At 71.5% G+C, this 24,110-nt stretch carries 23 protein-coding genes; 1 reads left to right on the top strand and 22 read right to left on the bottom strand.

The window, feature by feature from the left end:
- The 13 genes from hisS to M3T53_RS05750 form a co-directional block, all read right to left on the bottom strand.
- Entirely contained in the window at nt 1-1,347 is a 1,347-nt protein-coding gene (hisS, locus tag M3T53_RS05810; protein WP_272433529.1) for a histidine--tRNA ligase, read from the bottom strand.
- 74 nt (nt 1,348-1,421) lie between these two features.
- Nucleotides 1,422-2,150: an MBL fold metallo-hydrolase gene (locus M3T53_RS05805; protein WP_272433712.1), complete on the bottom strand. Its 729-nt coding sequence runs from the start codon at nt 2,148-2,150 to the stop codon at nt 1,422-1,424.
- A gap of 5 nt (nt 2,151-2,155) precedes the next feature.
- Nucleotides 2,156-3,496 carry a DUF349 domain-containing protein gene (locus M3T53_RS05800; protein WP_442866935.1) on the bottom strand — a complete coding sequence of 447 codons (1,341 nt, stop codon included), beginning with the start codon at nt 3,494-3,496 and terminating at the stop codon, nt 2,156-2,158.
- Between the two features lie 332 nt (nt 3,497-3,828).
- Nucleotides 3,829-6,159 (bottom strand): RelA/SpoT family protein, encoded by a 2,331-nt coding sequence (locus M3T53_RS05795; RefSeq protein WP_272433527.1) that lies wholly within the window; start codon nt 6,157-6,159, stop codon nt 3,829-3,831.
- A 45-nt stretch (nt 6,160-6,204) separates the two neighbouring features.
- Complete coding sequence (locus M3T53_RS05790) at nt 6,205-6,744, bottom strand: adenine phosphoribosyltransferase (RefSeq protein ID WP_272433526.1); 540 nt, start codon at nt 6,742-6,744, stop codon at nt 6,205-6,207.
- Entirely contained in the window at nt 6,741-7,820 is a 1,080-nt protein-coding gene (gene secF / locus M3T53_RS05785; RefSeq protein WP_272433525.1) for a protein translocase subunit SecF, read from the bottom strand. The genes M3T53_RS05790 and secF overlap by 4 nt, the downstream gene beginning before the upstream one ends.
- Entirely contained in the window at nt 7,817-9,823 is a 2,007-nt protein-coding gene (secD, locus tag M3T53_RS05780) for a protein translocase subunit SecD (protein ID WP_272433524.1), read from the bottom strand. Before secD ends, secF begins: the two co-directional genes overlap by 4 nt.
- 31 nt (nt 9,824-9,854) lie before the next feature.
- Nucleotides 9,855-10,250 (bottom strand): preprotein translocase subunit YajC, encoded by a 396-nt coding sequence (yajC, locus tag M3T53_RS05775; protein ID WP_272433523.1) that lies wholly within the window; start codon nt 10,248-10,250, stop codon nt 9,855-9,857.
- A 126-nt stretch (nt 10,251-10,376) separates the two neighbouring features.
- Nucleotides 10,377-11,411: a Holliday junction branch migration DNA helicase RuvB gene (gene ruvB / locus M3T53_RS05770; RefSeq protein WP_272433710.1), complete on the bottom strand. Its 1,035-nt coding sequence runs from the start codon at nt 11,409-11,411 to the stop codon at nt 10,377-10,379.
- Nucleotides 11,412-11,424: 13 nt separating this feature from the next.
- The gene (gene ruvA, locus M3T53_RS05765; protein ID WP_272433522.1) at nt 11,425-12,027 is read right to left on the bottom strand and encodes a Holliday junction branch migration protein RuvA; all 603 of its coding nucleotides are present in this window, start codon (nt 12,025-12,027) and stop codon (nt 11,425-11,427) included.
- A gap of 52 nt (nt 12,028-12,079) precedes the next feature.
- A complete protein-coding gene (gene ruvC, locus M3T53_RS05760) occupies nt 12,080-12,709 on the bottom strand; it encodes a crossover junction endodeoxyribonuclease RuvC (RefSeq protein ID WP_272433521.1) in 630 nt (209 codons plus the stop codon).
- A gap of 106 nt (nt 12,710-12,815) precedes the next feature.
- Nucleotides 12,816-13,577 (bottom strand): YebC/PmpR family DNA-binding transcriptional regulator, encoded by a 762-nt coding sequence (locus tag M3T53_RS05755; protein WP_272433520.1) that lies wholly within the window; start codon nt 13,575-13,577, stop codon nt 12,816-12,818.
- 121 nt (nt 13,578-13,698) lie between these two features.
- Nucleotides 13,699-14,193 carry a SixA phosphatase family protein gene (locus M3T53_RS05750; protein WP_272433519.1) on the bottom strand — a complete coding sequence of 165 codons (495 nt, stop codon included), beginning with the start codon at nt 14,191-14,193 and terminating at the stop codon, nt 13,699-13,701.
- A 39-nt stretch (nt 14,194-14,232) separates the two neighbouring features.
- On the opposite strand from M3T53_RS05750, the gene M3T53_RS05745 reads away from it, so the two are divergent.
- Entirely contained in the window at nt 14,233-14,466 is a 234-nt protein-coding gene (locus tag M3T53_RS05745; protein ID WP_272433518.1) for a hypothetical protein, read from the top strand.
- On the opposite strand, the gene M3T53_RS05740 is transcribed toward M3T53_RS05745, so the two are convergent.
- The 9 genes from M3T53_RS05740 to glgA form a co-directional block, all read right to left on the bottom strand.
- Nucleotides 14,467-14,883: a hypothetical protein gene (locus M3T53_RS05740; RefSeq protein WP_272433516.1), complete on the bottom strand. Its 417-nt coding sequence runs from the start codon at nt 14,881-14,883 to the stop codon at nt 14,467-14,469.
- Entirely contained in the window at nt 14,880-15,455 is a 576-nt protein-coding gene (locus M3T53_RS05735; RefSeq protein WP_272433514.1) for a hypothetical protein, read from the bottom strand. Before M3T53_RS05735 ends, M3T53_RS05740 begins: the two co-directional genes overlap by 4 nt.
- 115 nt (nt 15,456-15,570) lie before the next feature.
- The gene (locus tag M3T53_RS05730) at nt 15,571-16,242 is read right to left on the bottom strand and encodes a histidine phosphatase family protein (protein ID WP_272433513.1); all 672 of its coding nucleotides are present in this window, start codon (nt 16,240-16,242) and stop codon (nt 15,571-15,573) included.
- Nucleotides 16,243-16,248: 6 nt separating this feature from the next.
- Entirely contained in the window at nt 16,249-19,197 is a 2,949-nt protein-coding gene (locus M3T53_RS05725; RefSeq protein WP_272433512.1) for a bifunctional [glutamine synthetase] adenylyltransferase/[glutamine synthetase]-adenylyl-L-tyrosine phosphorylase, read from the bottom strand.
- Entirely contained in the window at nt 19,197-20,531 is a 1,335-nt protein-coding gene (locus tag M3T53_RS05720) for a glutamine synthetase family protein (protein ID WP_272433511.1), read from the bottom strand. The genes M3T53_RS05725 and M3T53_RS05720 overlap by 1 nt, the downstream gene beginning before the upstream one ends.
- Nucleotides 20,532-20,552: 21 nt before the next feature.
- Nucleotides 20,553-21,449 (bottom strand): SPFH domain-containing protein, encoded by an 897-nt coding sequence (locus M3T53_RS05715; protein WP_272433510.1) that lies wholly within the window; start codon nt 21,447-21,449, stop codon nt 20,553-20,555.
- A gap of 23 nt (nt 21,450-21,472) precedes the next feature.
- Entirely contained in the window at nt 21,473-21,901 is a 429-nt protein-coding gene (locus M3T53_RS05710) for an NfeD family protein (protein WP_272433509.1), read from the bottom strand.
- A 28-nt stretch (nt 21,902-21,929) separates the two neighbouring features.
- Nucleotides 21,930-22,712: an ABC transporter ATP-binding protein gene (locus tag M3T53_RS05705; protein ID WP_272433508.1), complete on the bottom strand. Its 783-nt coding sequence runs from the start codon at nt 22,710-22,712 to the stop codon at nt 21,930-21,932.
- A gap of 42 nt (nt 22,713-22,754) precedes the next feature.
- Nucleotides 22,755-23,978 (bottom strand): glycogen synthase, encoded by a 1,224-nt coding sequence (gene glgA, locus M3T53_RS05700; protein WP_272433507.1) that lies wholly within the window; start codon nt 23,976-23,978, stop codon nt 22,755-22,757.
- Nucleotides 23,979-24,110 lie beyond the last annotated feature (132 nt).

Genomic DNA, 24,110 nt, shown 5'->3' with positions numbered 1-24,110 from the left:
TCACACCGCCACGATGCGCGGATGGAGGTCGTCGGCGGGCGGGTCCCACGAGGCCGCGTCCGCCTCGACCTGCTCGCCCGAGCGGATGTCCTTGACCGTGTCGGCCGCGCCCCCCTCCCCGGGGAACCAGACGAAGGGGACGCCCCGCTTGTCCGCGTACTTGATCTGCTTGCCGAACTTGGCCGCCGACGGGGAGACGTCGACGGGGATACCGCGGGCCCGCAGCTGCGCGGCGACCGCGTCCGACCGGGAGCGGTCGGCCTCGTCGACGACGGCCACGACGACGGCGCTGGGCGCCTTGCGGGTCGCGCGCACCATCGGAGCGGAGATCATCCGTGATACGAGGCGGGACACGCCGATCGACAGGCCGACGCCCGGATAGGTCCGCTTGCCGTCCTTGGCGAGCGAGTCGTAGCGCCCTCCCGAGCAGATCGACCCGAGGTCCTCGTGCCCCTCGACCATCGACTCGTAGACCGAGCCGGTGTAGTAGTCCAGGCCCCTGGCGATCTTCAGGTCGGCGACGACCGCCCCGGGCATCCGGGTCGCGGCCTCCTCCAGGAGCGCGCACAGCTCCCCCAGGCCCTCGTCGAGCAGCTCGCCGCCGACTCCCAGGGCGAGGACGCGACGACGGACCTCCCCGGGGTCCTCGGAGCGGATCTGCGCCATCGTCAGGAGCGCGCGCGCCTGATCCGCGCCAATCCCGGAGGAGGCGAGCTCCTCGGCGACGCCCTCGGGCCCGATCTTGTCGATCTTGTCGAGGCCGCGCAGGGCCGCCTCGACGTCGTCGACGCCGAGGGACTCGCACACGCCCTGGACGACCTTGCGGTTGTTGACGAGGACGCGCACCGGGGGGATCGGGAGCCCGTTGAGGGCCTCGGCCATGACGAGGGGCAGATCGACCTCGAAATGGAAGGGCAGGTCGCCGTTGCCGACGACGTCGATGTCGGCCTGGGTGAACTCGCGGAACCGGCCCTCCTGGGGGCGCTCGCCGCGCCAGACCTTCTGAATCTGGTAGCGCTTGAAGGGGAAGTCGAGCTCGTTGGCGTTCTCGACGACGTAGCGGGCGAAGGGCACCGTCAGGTCGAAGTGCAGGCCCATGCGTCTCTCCTTCGAGGAGCGGCGTCCGGCCTCGGCCTCTTTGAGGGCCTGGAGGCGGTCGAGGACGTAGACCTCCTTCGAGGTCTCCCCCTTGGCCTCGAGCTGGTCGAGGGTCTCGACGGCGCGGGTCTCGATCCCGCTGAAGCCGTGGAGCTCGAAGACCCGGCGGAGGTGGTCGAGGACGGCCTGCTCGATGATGCGGCCGTCGGGGAGCCATTCGGGGAAACCGGAAAGAGACGTGCGTGCCATGAGGCCATTCTTCCACGGCGGACCCGCCGACCCGAACCGGACGGGCCCCGGGCCGGCTCCGCCGGCCCGGGCGGTCAGCCGAGGGTCCGGGCGCGGATGAGGTACGGGTTCGTCGTGATCTCGTCCGACAGCCGCGTGGCCGGGCCGTGGCCGGGGATGAGGATCGTCCGGGGGTCGAGGGCGTTGGAGATCGTCCGCAGCGAATGGCGCATCTGCGTCTCGTCCCCGCCGGGCAGGTCGGTGCGGCCGACCGAGCCGGCGAAGATCACGTCCCCGGGCATCGCCCACGGGACCGGGGTGTCGGCCCGGACGAAGGTCTCCCGCCCGACGCGCACCTCGATGTCGCAGTGGCCGATGAACACGGCCGACCCCTCGGAATGACCGGGGGCCGGGATCATCTTGAGCCAGACGCCCTCGACGATCTCGACCGAGCCCGCGGGGAAGGCCCGCAGATCCTCCGGCTTGCGCCACGGCCCGAGTTCGATGGGGGGCTCCATCGGGACGCCCGCCAGGGGGTCGTCCATCCGGTAGAGGTCCGGGCCGGGGACGTACACCGGCGCCGGCGGCGCGTCCCGACCGTCCCCGCCCCATGAGGCGACCTCCGCGCAGTCCCACACGTGATCCGGGTGCCCGTGGGTGGCCAGGACGGCCGCCGCACGGGCGCCGGCCTCGTCGAGGACCGAGCGGAGCTCGTCGCGCACTCCCGCCGAGGGGTCGACGACGAGGGCCTGTGAGCCCCCGCCGGGGACGAGGACGAGGGAGTTCGCCGCGTAGTACGGCGACGGGATCACGTGAATCCGCATGGGGATCAGGCCATCGACGCGCGGATCTGGTCGAGCCATGCCTTCTTCGTCGACAGGGCGTCGGCGAGGTTCGCGGCCTTCTTGTCGTCGCCCTCGGCCCGGGCCCGCGCCACGTCCGCTTCGAGCTGGGCGACCTGGTCCTCGAGCTGGCCGAGCATCCCCTCGGCGCGGGCGCGCGTCTCGGGGTTGGTCCGCTGCCATTCCTTCTCCTCGGCCTGGCGGACCGCGGATTCGACGGCGCGCAATCGCGCGTCGATGCGGTGCAGGTCGGCGGAGGGGACGCGGCCGACCTCGTCCCAGCGGTCCTGGATCTGGCGGAGCTGCGACTTGGCCTGTTCGAGGTCGGTGATCGGGAGGATCTTCTCAGCCTCGACGAGGATCGCCTCCTTCGCCTCCAGATTCGCCCGGTACTCCGAATCGGTGGCCTCGTCCTTGGCGCGTCGGGCGTCGAAGAACACCTGCTGCGCGGCGCGGAACCGCGCCCACAGGGCGTCGTCCTCCCTGCGCGAGGCCCGCGGAGCGGCCTTCCACCGGTTCATCAGGTCGCGGTAGGCCCCCGAGGTCGCCCCCCAGTCGGTCGAGCCCTGAAGGGCCTCGGCCTCGGCGATGAGCGCCTCCTTGATGTGCTTGGCCTCGGCCTGGGCCTGGTCGAGGGCGGAGAAGTACTGGCGGCGTCGGCGGTCGAACTGGGTGCGCGCCGAGGAGAAGCGCTTCCACAGCTCGTCCTCGGTCGACTTGTCGAGGCGCGGGCCGCGCCTCTGGAGGGTCTTCCACTCGTCGAGGAGATCGCGCAGCGCCTGCCCGGACTGCTTCCAATGGGTCTTGTCCGGGTCCTGGGAGCCGATCGCCTCGGCCCTCTCGACCACCGCGGTGCGCTCGACGAGGGCCGCCTCGCGCGCGGCCCTGCGTTCCTCGCGGGCCTGCTCCTTGCGCTGCTCGGCGACGGCCCCGAGGGCCTCGACGCGCGCGCGCAGGCCGGCCAGGTCGCCGATCGCGTTCGGGGAGACGACGGCCTCGCGGATCGTCGTCAGGGTCTGGTCGATCTCCTTGGGCGCCAGGGAGGCCAGGCGGTCCTCGAAGAGGCGGATCGTCGCCTCGAGGTCGGCGAAGCGCCGCTCGTAGAGCGCGTAGGGGGCGGCGGGGATGCCCTCGGGGTATCCGCCGATGACGCGCTCGGAGCCGTCATCGACGACGTAGACGGTGCCGGCCTCATCGATGCGGGCGAACGGGTGGGCGGGGACATCGCTCCAGGCGATCTTCTCGTCCGAGACGGCGGACCCCGCGTCGAGGGCGGCGGTGGCGGGCTGGGCGGGCGCGGGCGCCTGGTCGTCGGAGGAGGGCGTCACGGGGGCGGCCGCGTCCTCGGTCGAGGTCTGCGGGGCCGGTGAGGCCGGGGCCTGGTCGTCCCTTTCGGCCGCGGGAGCCGAGTCGATCGGGGTCGCCGCCTCCTCCGACGCGGCGGCGCTCTGCTGCGGTTCGGAGGTGTCGGGGTCGTTGGCCTGCGGAATCGACGTCGTGGTCACGATGTTCCTCACAATATTGACGAGGGCGTAATGCCCGGGCGCGGTGCTGCGCGCCCGGATGAGCGGGCACGCCGAGTGCCAGTGTGGCACACCTCTCCTATGGTAGTCGCAACGGTTCGAAAGCCGGAACGAGGCGAGGCGAAACCCCGCGCAGGTCACACTTTCGCGGTCTGGGCCCCGTTGCGCTGCTCCCCCGTCAAGCGCACGGCCTCGAACACCCCGTCGACGCGGCGCAGCGCCGACAGGATCGCGTCCAGATGCCCCAGGTCCGCCAACTCGAAGCCGAACCGGCCCGTCGACACCTGGTCGGCCGAGGTGCGCATCGCCACCGAGAGGATGTTCACCCGGTAGTCGGACAGGACCCTCGTCAGATCCGACAGGAGCCCTCCCCGGTCGAGCGCGCGGATCTCGATCTGCACCCTGAAGGGCGTTCCCGTCCGGTCGGCGCTCCACGCGACGTCGACGAAGCGCTCGGGCTGGAGCTCCTCGAGCCGGACGGCGTTGTGGCACGAGCTGCGATGGACCGACACCCCCTGGCCGCGGGTGATGAAGCCGACGATCTCGTCGCCCGGCACCGGCGTGCAGCATTTGGCGAGCTTGATCCAGATCTCGTTGGCGTCCATACCGGAGACCTCGATGCCGCCGGTCTCGTGAGCGCCCGACCGGGCTCGCGCCGTCGAGGGGGTGATCGCCTCGGCCAGGGTCTCCTCCGTCCCGTCGCCGCCGCCGAGGATCTCGACGAGCTTCGACACGACGTTCTGCGGGGAGATCTGGTTCTCCCCGACGGCCGCGTACAGGCTCGACACGTCGGAGTAGCCCAGCGAGGTCGCCACCGACATCACCGAGTCGTGGTTCATCAGCCGCTGAAGCGGCAGATTCTGCTTGCGCATCGCGCGGGCCAGGTGCTCCTTGCCCTCCTCGATGGCCTCGTCGCGGCGCTCGCGGGAGAACCACGACTTGATCTTCGATCGGGCGCGCGGCGAGGCGACGAACGCGAGCCAGTCCCGCGAGGGCCCGGCCTTGTCCGACTTCGAGGTGACGACCTCGACGGTCTCTCCCGATTCGAGCCGGGTGTCGAGGGAGACGAGGCGCCCGTTGACCTTCGCCCCCACGGTGCGGTGCCCCACCTCGGTGTGGACGGCGTAGGCGAAGTCGACGGGCGTGGCCCTGGCCGGCAGGACGACGACCTCGCCCTTGGGGGTGAAGACGTAGACCTCGTCGCCGGCGATCTCGTAGCGCAACGAATCGAGGAACTCCTCCGGGTCCCCGGTCTCCCGCTCCATCTCGACGAGGGAGCGCAGCCAGTTCGCCTGCTCCTCCGAGCTCATCTTGTCCGGGTCGGCGCCCGAGGTCGCGTTCGGGTTCTGCTTGTACTTCCAGTGGGCGGCGACGCCGTGCTCGGCGCGCTCGTGCATCTCGAAGGTGCGGATCTGGATCTCGACGGGCTTGCCGCCCGGGCCGATGACCGTCGTGTGGAGGGACTGGTAGAGGTTGAACTTCGGCATCGCGATGTAGTCCTTGAAACGCCCGGGGATGGGGTTCCAGCGGCCGTGGAGCGAGCCGAGGACCGCGTAGCAGTCCTTGATGGAGTCGACGAGGACCCGAACGGCGACGAGGTCGAAGATCTCGTCGAAGGCCTTGCCGCGCACGATCATCTTCTGATAGATCGAGTAGTGGTTCTTCGGGCGGCCGGTGACCGTGCCCTTGGTGCCCGAACGGCGCAGGTCCTCCTCGATCTGGGCGATGACGTCGCGCAGGTAGACCTCGCGCTGGGGGGCGCGCTCGGCGACGAGGTGGTCGATCTCGGAGTAGATCTCCGGATAGAGGGTCTTGAACGAGAGCTCCTCGAGCTCCCACTTGACCATGTTCATGCCGAGGCGGTGGGCCAGGGGCGCGTAGATCTCGAGGGTCTCCTGGGCCTTCTTCTTCGCCGATCCCACGGGGACGAAGCGCCAGGTCCGCGCGTTGTGGAGGCGATCGGCGAGTTTGATGAGCAGGACGCGGATGTCGTGGCTCATGGCGACGAGCATCTTGCGCAGCGTCTCGGCCTGCGCGGCCGCCCCGTACTGGACCTTGTCGAGCTTGGTGACGCCGTCGACGAGGGCGGCGATGGCCTGCCCGTAGTCGGCGGTCAGTTCCTCGACGGTGTAGTCGGTGTCCTCGACGGTGTCGTGCAGGAGGGCGGCGACCAGCGTCGGCGTCGTCATCCCCATCTCCGCGAGGATCGTCGCCACCGCCACGGGATGGGTGATGTAGGGTTCGCCGGACTTCCTGATCTGCCCGCGGTGCTGGAGCTCGGCGGTGCGGTAGGCGCGCTCGATGACCGACACGTCGGCCTTGGGGTGGTTGGCGCGCAGCGCGCGGATCAGGGGCTCGATCTCGGGGATCGAGGCGCGCGACCGGGCTCCGAACCACACGAGCCCCGAGCGGACGAAGGAGCTGGCGGCGGGGATCCGTGGCCCCTGGGAGGTGTCGTGGTCGCTCATTGCTCCATGATACCCGGGTGTGACCTGCGGTACATTCGTCCCTCGTCAGACGAGAAGAGCGGACTCCACTGCGACTCCCGGGAGCGCGTCGCGCCCCCGGAGGGCCTCGAGCTCGAGGAGGACGGCGATCGCCTCGATCTCGGCCCCGCAGCGGCGGAGCAGCTCGACGGAGGCCCCGGCGGTCCCGCCGGTCGCCAGGACGTCGTCGACGATGAGGACGCGCGAGCCCTCCTCGACGGCCTCGGGGTGGATCTCCATCCGGGCGGTGCCGTACTCGAGGGCGTAGTCGACGCCGATGACGCGACCCGGCAGCTTGCCGGCCTTGCGGATGGTCAGCATCCCGATGCCCAGCTGGGCCGCCACGGGGGCTCCGAGGATGAATCCGCGCGATTCGAGTCCGGCGACCGCGTCGATCCTGCCCGCGTAGCGGTCGCAGAGCAGGTCGATGAGCTCCTTGAAGGCCGGTCCGTTGGCGATCAGGGGGGTGATGTCGCGGAAGAGCACGCCCGGCTCGGGGAAGTCCTCGACGAGGCCGAGGTTGTCCGAGACGAGGCGGGCGATCCTCTCGCCGAGTTCGGCGCTCATCGGCGGGTCCTCTTCCTCGTCGGCTGGTGGTCGTTGCTCAGGCGGCGACCCGGGGTGATCGGGGCGACGCGGACCGGCGCGGGGGCGGCCCCGTCCTCGGAGGACGCCGCCCGGGAGCGGGCGACGAGGGCGTCGTGCTCGCGCGTGCGGGTCCCGCGCTCGCGGAACAGGACGAGGAGTGGCGAGGCGATGAAGATCGACGAGTAGGTTCCCGCGATCATGCCGGTGAAGAGGGCCAGGGAGATGTCGGTCAGGGTCCCCGAGCCGAGGGTGGCCAGGCCGATGAAGAGGATCGCCCCGACCGGCAGGAGCGCGACGACCGAGGTGTTGATCGACCGGACCATCGTCTGGTTGACGGCGAGGTTGACGTACTCGGCGAAGGTGTACCGCTTCTGGTCGTAGACGTCGGTCGTCAGCTCGCGCACCTTGTCGAAGACGACGACGGTGTCGTAGAGCGAGTACCCGAGGATCGTCAGGAAGCCGATGACGGTGGCCGGGGAGACCTCGAACTGGCCGATCGCGAAGACGCCGACGGTGACGGCGACGTCGTGGAGGAGGGCGAGCAGGGCGGCGGCGGCCATCTCCCACGAGCGGAAGTAGATCGTCATGAGGATCGCGACGAGGATCATGAAGATCACCAGCGATTGGGCGGCCTTCGACGTCACCGAGGCGCCCCACGAGGGGCCGATCGAGGAGGACTGGACATCGGCGTCGGACACGCCGTAGGCGGAGACGAGGGCGTCGCGCACGGCGGCGGTGGAGGCCGAGTCCAGGGACGGGGTCTGGATCCGGACGCCCTCGGAGCCGACGAGGGTCACGCGCACGTCGTCGACGAGGCCGGTTCCCCTGACCGCCGCGGCCGCGGCCGACTCCGACTGATCGGAGATGTTCGTCACGTCGAACTGGGATCCGCCGGTGAACTCGATCGACCGGTTGAGGCCGATGATCGCGGCCAGGGCGAAGCCCAGGACGATGACCGCCGCGGCGACGCCGGCGAAGATCCTGCGGTTGGGGACGACTCGGTAGGACTTCTCCCCCGAGTAGAGGGCGTTGCCCCACTGGGCGAAGCTCATCATCGCTTCTGTCCTTCCTGTTCGTCGGCGGGCGCGTCGACGGCCGTCACCGGTCCGTCGGCCGCGCTCCGCTCCTGGGCGGACTCGCGCTCGGCCTCGATCCGCTCGAGGCGGCGGCGCTCGGCCAGGGACATCGCCGGGGCGGCCGCGGCGGGGGCCGATGAGGCGGCGTCCCCGCGGGCGACGACTCGGCCGCGACCGGCGTAGACCAGGGAGTTCTTCGCTCCGAGGTGCTCGGGGTCCAGGCCCGAGAGCCTGTGGCCCTGGCCGAAGAATCGGGTGCGGATCAGCAGCTCCATCGCCGGGTGGGTGAAGAGGAAGATGACGACGAGGTCGATGACGGTCGTCACGCCCAGGGTGAAGGCGAATCCCTGGACGCCGCCGACGGCCAGGAAATAGAGGACGGCCGCTGCGACGAGGTTCACCGCGTCGGACACGACGATCGTCCGCTTCGCCCGGTCCCAGCCCTCGTTGACGGCGGCGACCAGCGGGCGCCCGTCGCGGACCTCGTCGCGGATGCGCTCGAAGTAGACGATGAAGGAGTCGGTCGTCACGCCGATCGCCATGATGAGGCCGGCCACGCCCGCCAGGGACAGTCGGTAGCCCATCCACCACGAGAGCAGGGAGATCACGAGGTAGGTGATGACGCTGGCGATGACGAGGGATCCGGCGGAGACGATCGCCAGCCCCCGGTACTGCCAGATGAGGTAGACGACGACGAGGAGCAGGCCGATGAGGCCGGCCCACAGGCCCATCCGCAGGTGATCGGATCCCAGCGTGGCGGAGATCTGCTGCTCGGACTCGACGTCGAAGTTCAGCGGAAGGGAGCCGAAGTTCAGCTGGTTGGCCAGCGACGAGGCGCTGGAGGCCGTGAAGGAGCCGGTGATCTGGGCCTGGCCGGAGCTGATGATCGCGTTCATCGAGGGCGCGGTGATGACCGAGCCGTCGAGGACGACCGCGAAGTGGTTGCGGTCGGGCGTGGTGAAGAAGGTCGATCCGTCGGCGTCGGCGTCATGGAAGGAGTAGAGGATCTCGGAGGACTCGGCGAAGGCCTCGGTGCCGGCCTGGTTGAACTGCAGGTCGACGCCCCATTCGCCGGTCGTCTGACCCGTCGAGTTGTAGACCTGGCCGGCGGATGCCGATTCGAGGTCGGAGCCGGGGACGGTCACCGGGCCGAGGAGGTACTTCAGGCCCGATGTCGTGTCGCAGGCCGCGTACGGCAGGTCGGCGGGGCCCTCCGTGCGGACGGCGGCCACGCAGTCGAGGGTGTAGAAGTCGTAGAGCGCCTGCTCGGTGATCCACGCGAGGTCGGACGCGTTCTCGGGGGCGGTCGCGGGCTCGGACGACAGGACGCCGTCCTGGTCGGAATCGGCGAGGGACATCGCGGTCGCCTCGTCCATCGCGGTCGTCACGGGGGCGGCGGCCTCGACGCCGGTCGACTGGGGCCCGTCAACGGCCGACTGGGGCTCGTCCTCGGCGACGGCTCCGGACTGCTCCCCGTTCGCCGGTTCCGCGGGCTGACCGGATTGAGGGGCCTGCCCCGACTGGGCGGATTCGCCCGACTGCGGCGCGTCGACCGCCGCCGAGTCCGCCGAGGGAGGGGCCATCATCGCGGCCCCGACCTTGAGGACCGGCCGGAAGTTCATCTGCGAGGACTGGCGGATGAGGTCGAGGGTCTCCTGCGACGGAGTGCCGGGGATCGACACGACGATGTTCGACGTCCCCAGCGACGCGATCTCCGACTCGGCGACGCCGGAGGCGTCGATGCGGTTGCGGATGATGCTGATCGCCTCGGCGATGTCATCGTCGGTGATGGCCCGCTCGCCCTCCTGCGTCGAGGTCGGCGTGAGGATCAGCTGGGTGCCGCCCTGCAGGTCGAGGGCCAGGTCGGGGATGTAGGAGACTCCCTTGGCGATGTTCCCGTAGACGAGCGTCCCGGCGGCCGCGATCATCGCGACGAGGAGGACGATCAGGGAGCGCAGGGGTCGGCGCTTCTTCGTTGCCACGTTACTCGTTTCTTCCTTCGGTCCCTCGGGCTCAGCGCTGCTCGGCGGAGTCCGATTCCTGCGGGTCCGCGGGCTCGTCCAGTCCGAGGACCGCGGGCGCGTCGTCGGCCTCCTCCTCGTCCTGGGGATCGGCGGCGAAGGGAGGCTCGGTGCCGACCTCGCGGATCATCGAGCGGTCCCAGTACATCTCGACGCCGTCGGCGGTCTCCAGGACGATGACGTCCCCGTCCGCGTCGACGAAGCGTCCCCAGAAGCCGACGGCGGTGTGGACCCAGGCGCCGGGGACCATGTTCTCGGCCATCGAGCGCTCGCGCTCGGCCTGCTGCGCCTGCATCTGCTTGCGGGACCTGGAGCTGAACCACATCATGCCGATGAGCACGATGCCCATGATGATGTACAGCGAGTACTGCTGGAAGACCTCGGCCACTGACAGCCTCTTTCGTCGACGTCCTTCGTGCGCGCGAATACGCGCCCGTTGCAGTGTAGTGCGTCCGCGGGGCCCGACGCGACGCGCCGCCCGTTTGGGCCGGTTCTCACAGCCCGGGGGGCCGGCCTACGCGAAGAGGGCGCCGTCCTGAGGCGGGGTCAGGCCCAGATGGGCCCACGCCTTGGGGGTCGCCGCCCGGCCGCGGGTCGTGCGCACGAGGAACCCCTCGCGCACGAGATAGGGCTCGGCGACCGTCTCGACGGTCTCGGCCTCCTCGCCGACGGTGACGGCCAGGGTCGTCAGGCCCACGGGTCCTCCGGCGAAGCGCGCGCACACGGCCTCGAGGACCGCCCGGTCGAGCCGGTCGAGGCCGGAGGCATCGACCTCGAAGAGGTCGAGGGCGCCGCGGGCCGCGTCGAGGGTGAGCTCGCCGGTGCCCCGCACCTGCGCGAAGTCGACGACGCGGCGCAGGAGCCTGTTGGCGATGCGGGGCGTGCCGCGCGAGCGCGAGGCGATCTCGTGGGCGGCGCGCCGATCGAGCGGGGCGCCGAGGAGGGAGGCGGAGCGGGTGACGACGGATTCGAGCTCGTCGGTCTCGTAGAACTCGAGGTGGGCGGTGAAACCGAACCGGTCGCGCAGCGGGGCGGGCAGCAGGCCCGACCGGGTCGTCGCGCCGACGACGGTGAAGGGCGGCAGGGTCAGGGGGATCGAGGTCGCCCCCGGGCCCTTGCCGACGACGACGTCGACGCGGAAGTCCTCCATCGCCAGGTAGAGCATCTCCTCGGCGGTTCTGGCCAGGCGGTGGATCTCGTCGATGAAGAGGACGTCGCCCTCTTGAAGTCCCGAGAGGATCGACGCGAGGTCGCCGGCGTGCTGGATGGCGGGCCCCGAGGTGAGCCGCAGGGAGGTGCCCATCTCGGCGGCGATGATCATCGCCAGCGTCGTCTTGCCGAGCCCGGGGGGGCCGGCCAGGAGGACGTGGTCGGAGGGGGTCCCCCTGCCGCGCGCCGCGTCGAGGACGAGTTGGAGCTGGTCGCGGACGGTGCGCTGGCCGACGAACTCGCTGAGACGCTTGGGACGCAGGGCAGCTTCGGCGGCGCGCTCGAGCTCCCCGGCGTCGGGGGCGACGACGCGCAGGGAATCGGCGAGGTCGGAGGACATCGGGTCGAAGGGCTCAGCCACGGCTGCCCCCGAGCGTCACGAGCGCGGCCTTGAGGAGGTCCGAGGCCCCCAGGCCGTTGCCTCCGAGCGAGTCGACGGCCTTGGCGGCGACCGCCTCGGTCCACCCCAGGCCGACGAGGGCCGCCCGAACCTCGGCCTCGACCTGCCCGGAGGGGGCCGACAAGGGCGCTGGGGCCGTCCCGTCGAGGGCCGCCGGGGTCCCGAGCTTGTCGCCGATCTCCAGGGCCATGCGCTGGGCGGACTTCTTGCCGACCCCGGGGATCCTCTGCAGGGCGGCGATGTCCTGGTCCCGCACGGCGCGGCGCAGGTCGTCGGGGGCGAGGACGGCGAGCGCGGCGAGGGCGATCTTCGGGCCGATCCCGCTGACAGTCATCAGGGTCTCGAAGACGGCCCTCTCATCGGCGGTCCTGAAGCCGAAGAGGGTCATCGAGTCCTCGCGCACGACCATCGACGTGTGGACGACGACCTCCTGACCGGCGCGGACGCCCTGGGCGAGGACGGGCGCGACGCGGACGGCGAAGCCGATCCCGGAGACGAGGACGACGATCTCGTCGAGACCGACGGACTCGACGGTCCCGCGCAACTGTGCGATCACTGATTCCCTCCCTGCCCGGCGTCATCACACCGGGGCGAACACATGTACGATCCTACCCGCGCCTCAGGCGCGGATCGACCGCGCCCGTGCGGCGTTGCGCGGCGGCGGCCTCGGCCCACGCCCGCTGAGCGGGGGTCAGGTCCCCTTTGGAGGTCAGCCTCCCCGAGAGCGACACCGACACCTGGGAGTCGTCCCCCGCCCCCAGCAGCCCGGTCCCCCGCCACGCGTGGCAGATGGCGACGGCCAGGGAGTCGGCGGCGTCGGCCGGCTTGGGGGGCCGGGACAACCCGAGGATGCGCGTGACCATCGCCTGGATCTGGGCCTTGTCGGCGTTGCCGTTCCCGGACACCGCGGACTTGACCTCGGAGGGGGTGTGGACCGCCATCGGCAGGCCGGCCCGGCCGACGCACGTCATCGCCGCACCCATGACCTGCATGGTGGTCGTCACCGACTGGAGGTTGTCCTGGGCGAAGACCCGTTCGATGGCGACGACCTCGGGGGCGTGGGCCTCGATGACGGCGTCGATGGCCTCGGCGATCGTCCGCAATCGGAAGTGGGTGGCCAGGTCCTTGTCGGATCGGGCGACCCCGACGTAGACGAGGGAGGCGCGGCGCGACCCGTCGACGTCGACGACTCCCAGGCCGCACCTCGTGAGTCCCGGGTCGATCCCCATCACTCGCACGCCGCGCCCCCTCCTGCCATCGGCCCGTCGCCCCGGGAACGCGCGCGCGGGCGCCGGCTCCTCCGGTCGCCCGCGCTTCGCTCCGCCCGGGATCCTCCCGCGTCGATCAGTCCTCGTCCTCGAGCTGGGCGCGGACCTCGTCGGGAAGAGACATGTTCGTGTAGATGTTCTGGACGTCGTCGGACTCCTCGAGGGCGTCGATGAGGCGCTGGACCTTGAGGGCCCCCTCGAGGTCCATCTCGACCTCGGTCGAGGCGACGAACTGGACCTCGGCGGACTCGTAGTCGATGCCCGCCTCCTGCAGGGCGGTGCGCACGGCGACGACGTCCTGGGGCTCCGACTCGATGACGAATCCGTCGCCGGTCGACGTGACCTCCTCCGCGCCGGCGTCGAGGACGGCCTCCATGATCGCGTCCTCATCGACGCCGTCGCCGCCGGCGACCTCGACGACCCCCCGGCGGGAGAACAGGTAGGAGACCGACCCCGGGTCGGCGAGCGACCCGCCGGAGCGGTTGAATCCCAGGCGCACGTCGGAGGCGGCGCGGTTCTTGTTATCGGTGAGGCACTCGACGAGGAGGGCCACGCCGCCGGGCCCGTAGCCCTCGTACATGATCGTCTCGTAGGAGGCGCCGCCGGCCTCGGCGCCGGATCCGCGCTTGACGGCGCGGTCGATGTTGTCGGCCGGGACGGAGTTCTTCTTGGCCTTCTGGATCGCGTCGTACAGCGTCGGGTTGCCGGCCGGATCACCCCCGCCCGTGCGGGCCGCGACTTCGATGTTCTTGATGAGGCGGGCGAAGAGCTTGCCCCGCTTGGCGTCGATCGCCGCCTTCTTGTGCTTGGTGGTCGCCCACTTGGAGTGTCCCGACATCAGTGCTCCCCCTTGGGATGGTTCGACATACGTCGTCAGCGTACCCGCCCGCCGCCGCAGCGCCCGAATCGGGGACGGGCCCGGCGGCGTGTCCTCACGGGTCCCGTCCGGGCCGATCCGGTCAGCGCGGCGCCTCGGCGGGGTCGATCCGCCGCGCCGCCCGCGCGCATCCGGGCCGCAGGTCCTCCCACCGCCCGTCGAACGTCATGACGACCGCGGTGCCGGTCGCCACTCCCGCGTCGACGACGGGGCCAGCATCGGGCCCGCACAGGTCGAGGACCGCGAGCGACAAGGACGGCTCGTGCCCGACGATGATCCCCGTCTCCCCCTCGAATCCCCGCGCGAGGTCGATGAGGTCGGCGGCGGCGCACAGGTAGAGGGACCGGTCGGCCCACGACACGGCGGCCGATACGCGATCGAGGATCGCGGCGGCGGTCTGCCGGGTCCGGCGGGCGTCGGAGGAGGCGCACTGGTCGACGGCAGGGACGAGAGCCGCCAGGGCGAGGCCCAGGGCGCGGGCCTCGCCCTGGCCGCGCCGGTCGAGCGGGCGGTCGGCGTCGACGGCGCCGGGACTCGCGTGCCCGTGGCGGACGAGGATCAGCGTGCGGCGCGCCATGCCGACCAGGGTACAGTGTCAGCCGACGAGGAGGCGTTGATGGCACTGACTCACGGACCGCGGGACCTGACGTGCTCGGCGCGCGGGTGCCGGGAGGGGGCGACGACGGCGATCCGCTGGCGCAACCCGTCGATCCCGCGGCATCGGACGAAGACGTGGCTCGCCTGCCCCGAGCACGTGGATTTCCTCGCCGATTACATGCGGTACCGGTCGTTCCCCTACGAATTCGTCCCCATCGAGGATCTGCGGACGCAGGACGGGGCCGACGGCTGATCAGGCGAGGGCGTCGAGGGCCCCAGCGGCGCCGATCGCCACGAGGACCGCGGTGAGGATCGAGGCCCCGGTGCCGATGAGGAAGCGCTCGGCGGCCGCGGGGTTCTCCCTGAGCTCGGGGTAGCGGCCCAGGCCCTTGACGGCGATCACCGCGGAGATCAGCATCGGTTGGCCCGATAGGATCGCCGTGTACACGGCGAGGCGCTCGAGGATGCCGATCCAGGTCCCGCCGCGCAGGACGTGCGACGACGCGGTCGGCCCTCTCAGGAGCCTCGCCCTCCCGTCGGCGGCGCCGACAGTGTCGGGGGCGGAGTCGACGACTTTGGCGATCCTGAGGACGAGGAGGGTGACGAGCCATCCGAGTCCGATGGACAGCAGCGCCCCGGCGACGCTGACGGCGATTCCGATCGGGGTCATCGCGAGATCTCCCCGAGCAGTTCGACGGCGAGGGGGTGGGTCGCCGACTCCTCCCGCCACGCCGACGAGCGCAGCGACTGCGAGACGGCCGGGTCGCTGATCCCGAGGACCGACGCGGCCTCACTGGCGCTGTGCGACTTCGCGTAGGCGTCGATGATCTCCCATTGCCGGGCCGTCCGACGCTGGGAGAGGACGCCGTAGAGGCGCAGGAGTCCTTCGAGCAGGCCCGCCCGCTCCTCTCGCTCCTCGGAGCGCACGGCGATCGAGATCGGGGCCTTTTTCGAGGCCTCGACGGCCTCGCGCGCGCGGATGAAGGCCGGGCCCGTCCCCGCGCGCGGACTGCGATCGGGGGACAGCCGTCCCGCGCCCGCTCCGATGCCGATATGCCAGCCGCCGTCGCGCAGGGCCCACAGGACGACGCTCAGAGCCGCAGCGGGCTCCTCGAAGGCCCCCTGGGCCTCGTCGCCGGCGGTCCGTTCGAGGACCGGGTCGGGCCCGTCGGAGCGGAAGGCCGCGAGGAGATCGTCCACGCGGTCTCCCCGATGGCGCGAGTTCTCTTGGTCGATCGTCACGACGATCATCCGTCCTCCCCTCTGCGAGTGGCCCGGCGACCATTCGCTTAGATTAAGCTGTTTCACTTAAACAATACTAGATGAAGCGCTTTTGCTTAATTTATCACCGTTACCATTAGGTCCAGTCCCCGACGGGCCGATCATTCCACGTCAGCGCGTGCAGGGCCCCCACCAGCCCCTCCAGCCCCTCGGGGTCGAGCCCGCGGGGCCATCGCAGGACGACCGTGCCCGTGTTGCCCATGAAATGGCGCATGACGAGGCCGCCGTCGATGTTGTCGGCCAGCGTCGACGCCAGGAGCCGGATCAACGCCCCGTGGGCGATGAGCGCCCCCACGCCCTCCTCCCCCGCCCGCTCGCGCACGAGCCGCCCGACCTCGCGGACGACCGGCAGGGCCCGAGCCCGCGCCTCGTCCCCCGTTTCCCCGCCCCCCATCCGGGTCCCCGTCCCGCCGCAGGACCAGGTCCCCACGGTCGTGTGGTACCCCAGATCGGAGAGCAGGTCGTCGTTCATCTCCAGGTCGCCGCTGCGCAGCTCGCGCAGCCCCGGCCGGATCATCGGCTCCACGCCGAAGCGCGCGCACAGGGGCGCCGCCGTCTGCCGCGTGCGCGTCAACGGGGAGACCGCGACGACCGACGGGGCCGGGGCCACCTCCGACTCCCACCGTTCAGCCAGTCGCGAGGCCTGGGCCAGTCCCTCCTCGGTCAGCGGGAGCCCGGGTCGGGCCGTATCGAGCGCCATGAGCGCGTTCGCGTAGGTCCGCCCGTGGCGGACGAGGACGATGAGCATACGGGTTCACTCCCAGAACAGGCGGTCCATCACGGCCCGCGAGCGTCGAGCGGCGCGCAGCCACTCCTCTTCGAGGATATTCTCCCGGCCCGCGGGGTAGCCGAGCATCCGGGCCAGCGGGACGAGGTCCTTCGCCTCGCGCGCGAGGACGTCGAGTCGCGGCCCCGAGGTCCGGCCGCTCGTCAGGACGTTGCCCGCGCGGATCCGCGAGGCCAGCTCCCACGCCTCGCGCAGCGCCGCGGCGTCCGCGCCGGCGACGAGACCGGCGGCCTCCAGCGCGCTCAGCGCCCCCAGCGTCGACGGGGTGCGCAGCTCGGGCAGGTCGTGGCCGTGGCGCAGCTGGAGGAGCTGGACGACCCACTCGACGTCGCTGAGCCCCCCGGGACCGAGTTTGACATGACGGCTCGGCTCGATGCCGCGAGGAAGGCGCTCGGACTCCATCCGGGCCTTGAGGAGGCGGATCTGGCGGGCCGACGGCTCGTCGAGCGCGGATCCGTAGCAGTGCCCCTCGACGACGGCGAAGAAGGAGTCGAGGAGGTCGTCGGGGCCGCACGCCCGGCGGGCGCGGACGAGCGCCTGTCGCTCCCACGTCGACGCCCATTTCCCGTAGTAGTCGGCGTAGGACGCGCAGGTGCGGCTCATCGCCCCGTTGCGCCCCTCGGGGCGCAGGCCGAGGTCGACGAGGACGCTCATCTGATTCGTCACCTCCCCGAGGAGGGCCTTAACGCGGGTGACGATCGCGGTCGCCGATTCGAGTGCCTCGTCCTCGCGGGCGCCGGCGACGGGCCGATGGACGGCGATGACGTCGGCGTCGGAGGCGTAGGAGGACTCGCGGCCCCCGTAGCGGCCCATGGCCACCAGGGCCACCTCGGCCCTGGCCCCCCCGTGCGCCCGCGCGTCCTCGCGCTCGGCGATGGCGAGCGCCCCCTCGAGGGCGGCGTCGGTCGCCTCAGATATCGCCCGGCGCCCGGCGCGCAATCCGTCGAGGATGTCGGCCATCGCCTGGCGGGCGACCTCGCGCGAGCGGACCGCGCGCACGCGGGCGGCGGCGTCCTGGGGATCGGGGTGGCGCGAGACCAGGGAGGCCACCTCGGCGCGCAGGCGGTCGACGGGCGCGGGCGCGAGGTCGTCGTCGCGGTCGAGCCACGCGACGGCCTCGGGGCGGGTCGCCAGGGCGTCGGCGATCCACTTGGAGTTCGGGAGCATCCGGCACAGGCGCTGGGCGGCGACCCCGGAGTCCCTCAGGAGCGCGAGGTACCAGTGGGAGTCCCCGATGCGCTCCGACAGGGCACGGAAGTTGAGGAGCCCCAGACCGGGGTCCGCGCCGTCGGCGAGCCAGGAGATGAAGACGGGCAGGAGGTGGCGCTGGATCGTCGCGCGCCTGCTCGTGCCCGAGGTCAGGGCCCGGATGTGGGAGAGGGCCCCGGCCGGATCGAGGTAGCCGACGGCGGCCAGGCGGGCGCGGGCGGCGTCCTCGTCGAGACGGGCCTCGTCGGGGCTCAGGCCCGCGGTCGCCGAGATGATCGGCCTGTAGAAGAGGTCCTCGTGGAGGGCCCGGACCCTCTCCCGCACCCGGGCGATCTCGTCGGCGAGGGCGCCCGGCGCGCTCCAGCTGCGCGGGTCCACCGCCCGCCCCATGATCCGCAGCTCCTCGGGGTCCGAGGGGATCAGGTGGGTGCGCCGCATCCTCGGCAGCTGGGCGCGGTGCTCGATGGCGCGCAGGAACCGGTAGCAGTCGGCGAGCTCCGCGGCGTCGGTCCTGGCGACGTAGCCTCCGCGGGACAGCGCATCGATCGCGTCGAGCGTCGAGCGCACGCGCAGCTCCTCGTCGGCCCGCCCGTGGACGAGCTGGAGGAGCTGGACGGAGAATTCGACGTCGCGCAGCCCGCCTCGTCCGAGCTTGAGCTCACGGTCCGCCTGGCGCCTGGGGATCGTCTCCTCGACGCGGGCTCGCATCCGTCGCGCCGAGTCGACGAACCCCTCGCGGCCGGCCGCGCTCCACACGTAGGGGGCGGCGGCCTCCTCGAAGGCCCGTCCCACCCGCGCGTCGCCCGCGCACGCCCGGGCTTTGAGGAGCGCCTGGAACTCCCACGTCTGCGCCCACGCGTCCCAGTAGGACCGGTAGGACTCGACGGTCCGCACGAGGGCTCCGCTGCGCCCCTCGGGCCGAAGATTCGCGTCGATGGTCCACAGCGGAGGCTCCGCCCCCGCCCCCGAGCAGGCCTGGGTGAGCATCGCCGCCAGTCGAGTCCCGATCTCGACGGCCTCCCGCTCGTCCTGGCCGGGAGCCGGCTCGACGGCGTAGACGACGTCGACGTCGGAGATGTAGTTGAGCTCGCGCGCCCCGGTCTTGCCCATCGCGATCACGGCGAGACGGGCGGTCCTCCCGGGGTCGATGTCCCGGCGGGCCAGGGCCAGGGCCGCGGCGAGCGCGGCGTCGACGAGGTCGGCGAGGCGCCGCCCGACGACGGGCATGCGGGCGGCGACGTCGGGGGCGGTCAGATCGTCGACGGCGATGGGGATCAGGGCCCGCCGGTAGGCTCGCCGCAGGTCGTCGCCGGAGCGCCCGGGGGCCGCGATGGGATCCGGTTCCCCGGGGTCGGCCCCGACGGCGGCGAGCAGGAGGGGCCGGGGGTCGGTGGGATCCTCCCATACGGCGTTCAGGCGCTCGCGGGGAGCGGCGATGACGAGGTCCCCGAGGGCGCGCGAGCCTCCGAGGAGGGCGACGAGCCTCCTCAACCGCTCCGGGTCCGCGTTCGAGGCCGCGTCGGCGGTCGCGCCGGGGGCCGCATCGGAGAGCCTGAGGGCCTGGATGAGGGCGAGGTCGGGGTCGGCGCAGGCGCCCAGCGCCCGGATCCACTCCGGGCGGGGGCCGGGGAGCGCGTCGAGGAGCTCGGCCGCCCTCCCCGCGTCGACGACTCCCGCGCCTCGCAGGGGCTTGGGGTCGGGGGGCATCAGTTGACCTTGAGGAACTGGCGGATCTCCTGGGGGGTCACCTGGTGGCGGTACTCGATCCACTCCTTCTCCTTGTTGCGAAGGACGTAGTCGAAGACCTCCTCCCCGAGGGCGCGGGCGACGAGGTCCGAGCCGCGCATCGCGGCGACCGCCGAGGACAGGGAGGCGGGCAGCGCCTCGATGCCGAGCACCTGGCGCTCGCGATCGGTGAGGTCCCAGACGTTGTCCTCCGCCTCGGGCATGAGGTCGAGGCCGCGCTCGATGCCGTCGAGGCCGGCGGTGATGAGGACGGCGAGGGCCAAATAGGGGTTGGCGGAGGGATCGAGGGCCCGGTACTCGATCCGGGCGGCGGCGCGCTTGTTGGGCTTGTACAGGGGGACGCGCACGAGGGCGGAGCGGTTGTTGTGCCCCCAGCACACGTAGGAGGGCGCCTCTCCCCCGCCCCACAGGCGCTTGTACGAGTTGACGTGCTGGTTGGTGATCGCGCAGATCTCGGAGGCGTGATGGAGGAGCCCGGCGATGAAGCACCGGCCTGTGCGGGAGAGCTGGTATTCGCCGGAGGCCGAGTAGAAGGCGTTCTCGCCCCCCTCGAAGAGGGAGATGTGGGTGTGCATGCCCGAGCCGGGGTGGTCGATGAACGGTTTGGGCATGAAGGTGGCGACGAGGTCCTCGCGCAGCGCGACCTCCTCGATGAGGGTCCGGGCCGTCATGATGTTGTCGGCGGCGGCGACCGCGTCGACGGCGCGCAGGTCGATCTCGTTCTGCCCGGGGCCCCCCTCGTGGTGGGAGAACTCGACGGGGATCCCCATGGCCTCGAGCATCTGGATCGCCCGGCGCCTGAAGTCGTTGGAGTCCCCTCGGGCGACGTGGTCGAAGTAGCCGGCGTTGTCGACGGGGACCATGTGGTCGATGGTGAAGGGCTGGTGCAGGAGGTAGAACTCGATCTCGGGGTGGACCATGACGGTGAACCCGAGGTCGTGGGCGCGTTGGACGGCCCGCTCGAGGGCGCCGCGCGGATCGGAGCGGGCCGGCCGGCCGTCGGGGGTCAGTACGTCGCAGAACATCCGCGCGACGGCCTCGTTCTCGGACCTCCAGGGCAGGAGCTGGAAGGTCGAGGGGTCGGGCTTGAGGAGCATGTCGGACTCGTGGACGCGGGTCAGGCCCTCGATGGCGGATCCGTCGAAGCCGATGCCCTCGTCGAATGCGGCCTCGAGCTCCCCGGGGTCGATGGCGACCGATTTGAGGACGCCGGCGACATCGGTGAACCACAGTCGGATGAAGCGGATGTCGCGCTGGGCGACCTCGCGCATGACCTTGTCGTGCTGGGCGTCCATGTCCTGGTCTCCGGTGTCGTGTCAGTCGGCCTTGGGGGCGAAGCCCTTGGCGATCGAGTCGAGTGCGGCGGTGAGCTCGGTGGGGACGACCCACACCTTCGACGCCTCTCCGCGGGCGATCTGCGGGAGCATCTGGAGGTACTGGTAGCTCAGGAGGTCGGGGGTGGGGTTGCCCGCGTGGATGGCGTCGAAGACCGTCTGGATGGCCTGGGCGTCGCCCTGGGCGCGGGTGATGGCCGCCTGGGATTGGCCTTCGGCGGTGAGGATCGCGGCCTGCTTCTCGCCCTCGGCCTTGAGGATCTGGGACTGGCGGACGCCCTCCGCGGTGAGGATCGCGGCCCGCTTGTCCCGCTCGGCGCGCAGCTGCTGCTCCATGGCCTGCTGGATCGACGGCGGCGGGTCGATGGCCTTGAGCTCGACGCGGTTGACGCGGATCCCCCAGCGCCCGGTGGCCTCGTCGAGGACGCCGCGCAGTTGGGAGTTGATCGAGTCGCGGCTCGTCAGGGTCGCCTCCAGGTCGAGGGAGCCGATGACGTTGCGCAGGGTGGTGACGGTGAGCTGCTCGATGGCCTGGATGTAGTTGGCGATCTCGTAGGTCGCGTGCATGGGGTCGGTGACCTGGTAGTAGATCACCGAGTCGATGGAGACGACGACGTTGTCGGCGGTGATGACGGGCTGCGGGGGGAAGCTCGTCACCTGCTCGCGCAGGTCGACGCGGTTGGCGATCCTGTCGATGAAGGGGATGACGACGTGGAAGCCTCCGTACATCACCGAGTGGAACTTCCCGAGGCGCTCGATGACGAGGGCACGCGACTGGGGGACGATCTGGACGGCGCGCGCCAGGACGATGACGACGAGGGCGACGATGAGGAGGAGGACGAATCCTCCGACGCCGGCGGCGAGTTCGGTCAGGAGCATGTGGGCCTGCTTTCGGTCGGGGGTCAGTCGGTCGGTTCGTGGACGACGAGGGCGGTGGCCCCGTCGATGGCGACGACGCGCACGGTCGTTCCCTGCGCGAGAGGGGCGTCGTCGGGGGTGCGGGCGGTCCATTCGCCGCCGGGCAGGCGCACGAGTCCGGGGGCCTGTCCGATCGGACGGGTGAGCGTCCCGGTCTCGCCGACGAGCCCGAGGGCGTTGGTCTCGACGCCGCCCGCGGTCAGGTGGCGTTTGATCGCGGGCCGGACGAGGAAGAGGAGGGCGGTCGAGACGACGGCGAGGGCGGCGACCTGGACGGCGAATCCTCCGCCGAGGTAGCCGGCGAGGGCGGCCGCGAGCGTGCCGATGGCGAGCATGAGGAAGACGAGGTCGACGGTGAGGACCTCGATGATGACGAGCACGAGGGCGATGGCGAGCCACCAGCCGATGGACATGGGTTCTCCTTCTCCTGCGTGTGATCGGTCAGATGCCGCGGGCCCACCAGCGGCCGTCGGAGCGCCCGGCGGTCAGCGGCAGGGCGAAGGCGTGGGAGAGGGCGACGCCGGTGAGGGTCTCCTCGATGGGGCCGGCGGCGACGATCCTCCCGCCGCTCATCAGCGCGGCGTGGGTGATGCCCTCGGGGATCTCCTCGACCTGGTGGGTGACGAGGACGATCTGGGGGGCCGCGGGGCCGGAGATGATCTCGGTCAGGGCGGCGACGAGCATCTCGCGGGCGCCCAGGTCGAGGCCGGCGGTGGGCTCGTCGAGGACGAGCACCTCGGGGTCGGTCATCAGCGAGCGGGCGAGGAGGACGCGCTGGGCCTCCCCCTGGGACAGGCTGGAGAACGTGCGGTCGGCGAGCGGGGAGACGCCGAAGGCCGCCATGAGGTCGGCGGCGCGCTCGTCGTCGACGTCCTCGTAGTCGAGGCCGCGTCCGACGTGGACTCCCCAGGCGGCGGTTCGGACGAGCTCCCCGACGAGGGTGCGCGGGCGGACCCGGGGGGCCAGGGAGGACGACGCGAAGCCGATGCGGGTGGCGAGCTCGGCGGGGTCGATGTCGGTGACGGGGGCGCCGGCGAACGAGGCCGTGCCGGAGTCGAGGGGCTCGCGTCCGACGGCGGCGCGCAGGAGGGTGGTCTTGCCGGCGCCGTTGGGCCCGAGGATCGCCCAGTGCTGGTCGTTGTCGGTCGCCCAGGAGGCGCTGTCGAGGATCGTCGTGGAGTTGCGGGACACGACTGCCCGGTCGAGTTCGAGGACATGGGTCATGGGTCCCAGCCTATCGCCGCCGGGGCGGCCGTGGGGAGGGGCTCACACGAGGGCGCGGTACAGGTCGACGGTCCGCTCCCCGATGGACTGCCAGGAGAAGAGGTCCCTGGCCCGCTCCAGACCCGCTTGCCCCATGCGCCGGGCGCCCTCGGGGTCGTCGAGGACGGCGATGAGGCGATCGGCCATGTCGGCCTCGAATCGGGAGGGGTCCAGGGGGGTTCCGGTGCCGTCGGATTCCTGCTCGATGGGGATGAGCAGGCCGGTCTGGCCGTCGACGATGACGTCGGGGATGCCGCCTGTGGCGGTGCCGACGACGGGCAGGCCCAGGGCCATGGCCTCGAGGTTGACGATGCCGAGGGGCTCGTAGACGGAGGGGGTGATGAAGACGTCGGCGGCGTCGAGGACGGCGGTCAGGTGGGGCCTGGGGAGCATCTCGGTGATGAGGACGACTCCGGATCGCTGGGCGCGCAGGTCGGCGACGAGGGCGTCGACCTCGGCGGCGATCTCGGGGGTATCGGGGGCGCCGGCGCATAGGACGATCTGGACGTCGTCGGGCAGGCGGCGGGCGGCGCGCAGGAAGTGGGGCAGTCCTTTCTGCCGGGTGATGCGCCCGACGAAGACGACGGTGCGCCGATCCGGGTCGATCCCGTGCTCGTCGAGGACGGCGGCCTGCAGGGCCCTCTCGTCGTCGGTCGCGGGGGCCTTCCACGCGTCGAGATCGATACCGTTGTGGATGACGTGGACGCGGTCCGGGTCGATGCCCGGGTAGCAGCGCAGGATGTCGTCGCGCATCCCGTTGGACACGGCGATGATCGCCGCCGCGGCCTCGTAGGAGGCCTTCTCGACGTAGGAGGAGAGCCGATACCCCCCGCCGAGCTGCTCGGCCTTCCAGGGGCGCAGGGGCTCGAGGGAGTGGGCGGAGACGACGTGGGGGACGTCGTGCAGGAGCGAGGCGAGGTGCCCGGCGAAGTTCGCGTACCACGTGTGGGAGTGGACGAGGTCGGCGCCGGCCGCGGCCTCGGCGATGAGGAGGTCGACGCCGAAGGTGCGCAGGGCGGGGTTGGCGGCTTCGAGCTCGGGGAGGTCGCGGTGCCCGAGGACTCCTGCGTCGGCGCCGGGGCCGCCGGGCTCGCGGGGCCCGTCGAAGGCGTGGACGCGCACCTCGTCGACGAGGCCGCGCAGGACTTTGGCCAGTTCGACGACGTGGACCCCGGCCCCCCCGTAGACGTGGGGCGGGTACTCGCGGGTCAGCAGGTCGATGCGCATGTGCTTCCTTTCGGCGCGGGACACGTCCGGGGATCGAGCCTAGCCGGACGCCGCCGGGTCCGGGGGCGAAGGGGATCCGATGGACAGGGAGAGCCTACGTCCAAAAATGTGACTTGCGCCACTTGGCGAGCC

Source organism: Actinomyces sp. B33, from assembly GCF_028437565.1.
GTDB lineage: Bacteria > Actinomycetota > Actinomycetes > Actinomycetales > Actinomycetaceae > Pauljensenia.
Note: the sequence above shows the minus strand (reverse complement) of the source record. Positions and strands in the feature narration are given on the sequence as shown.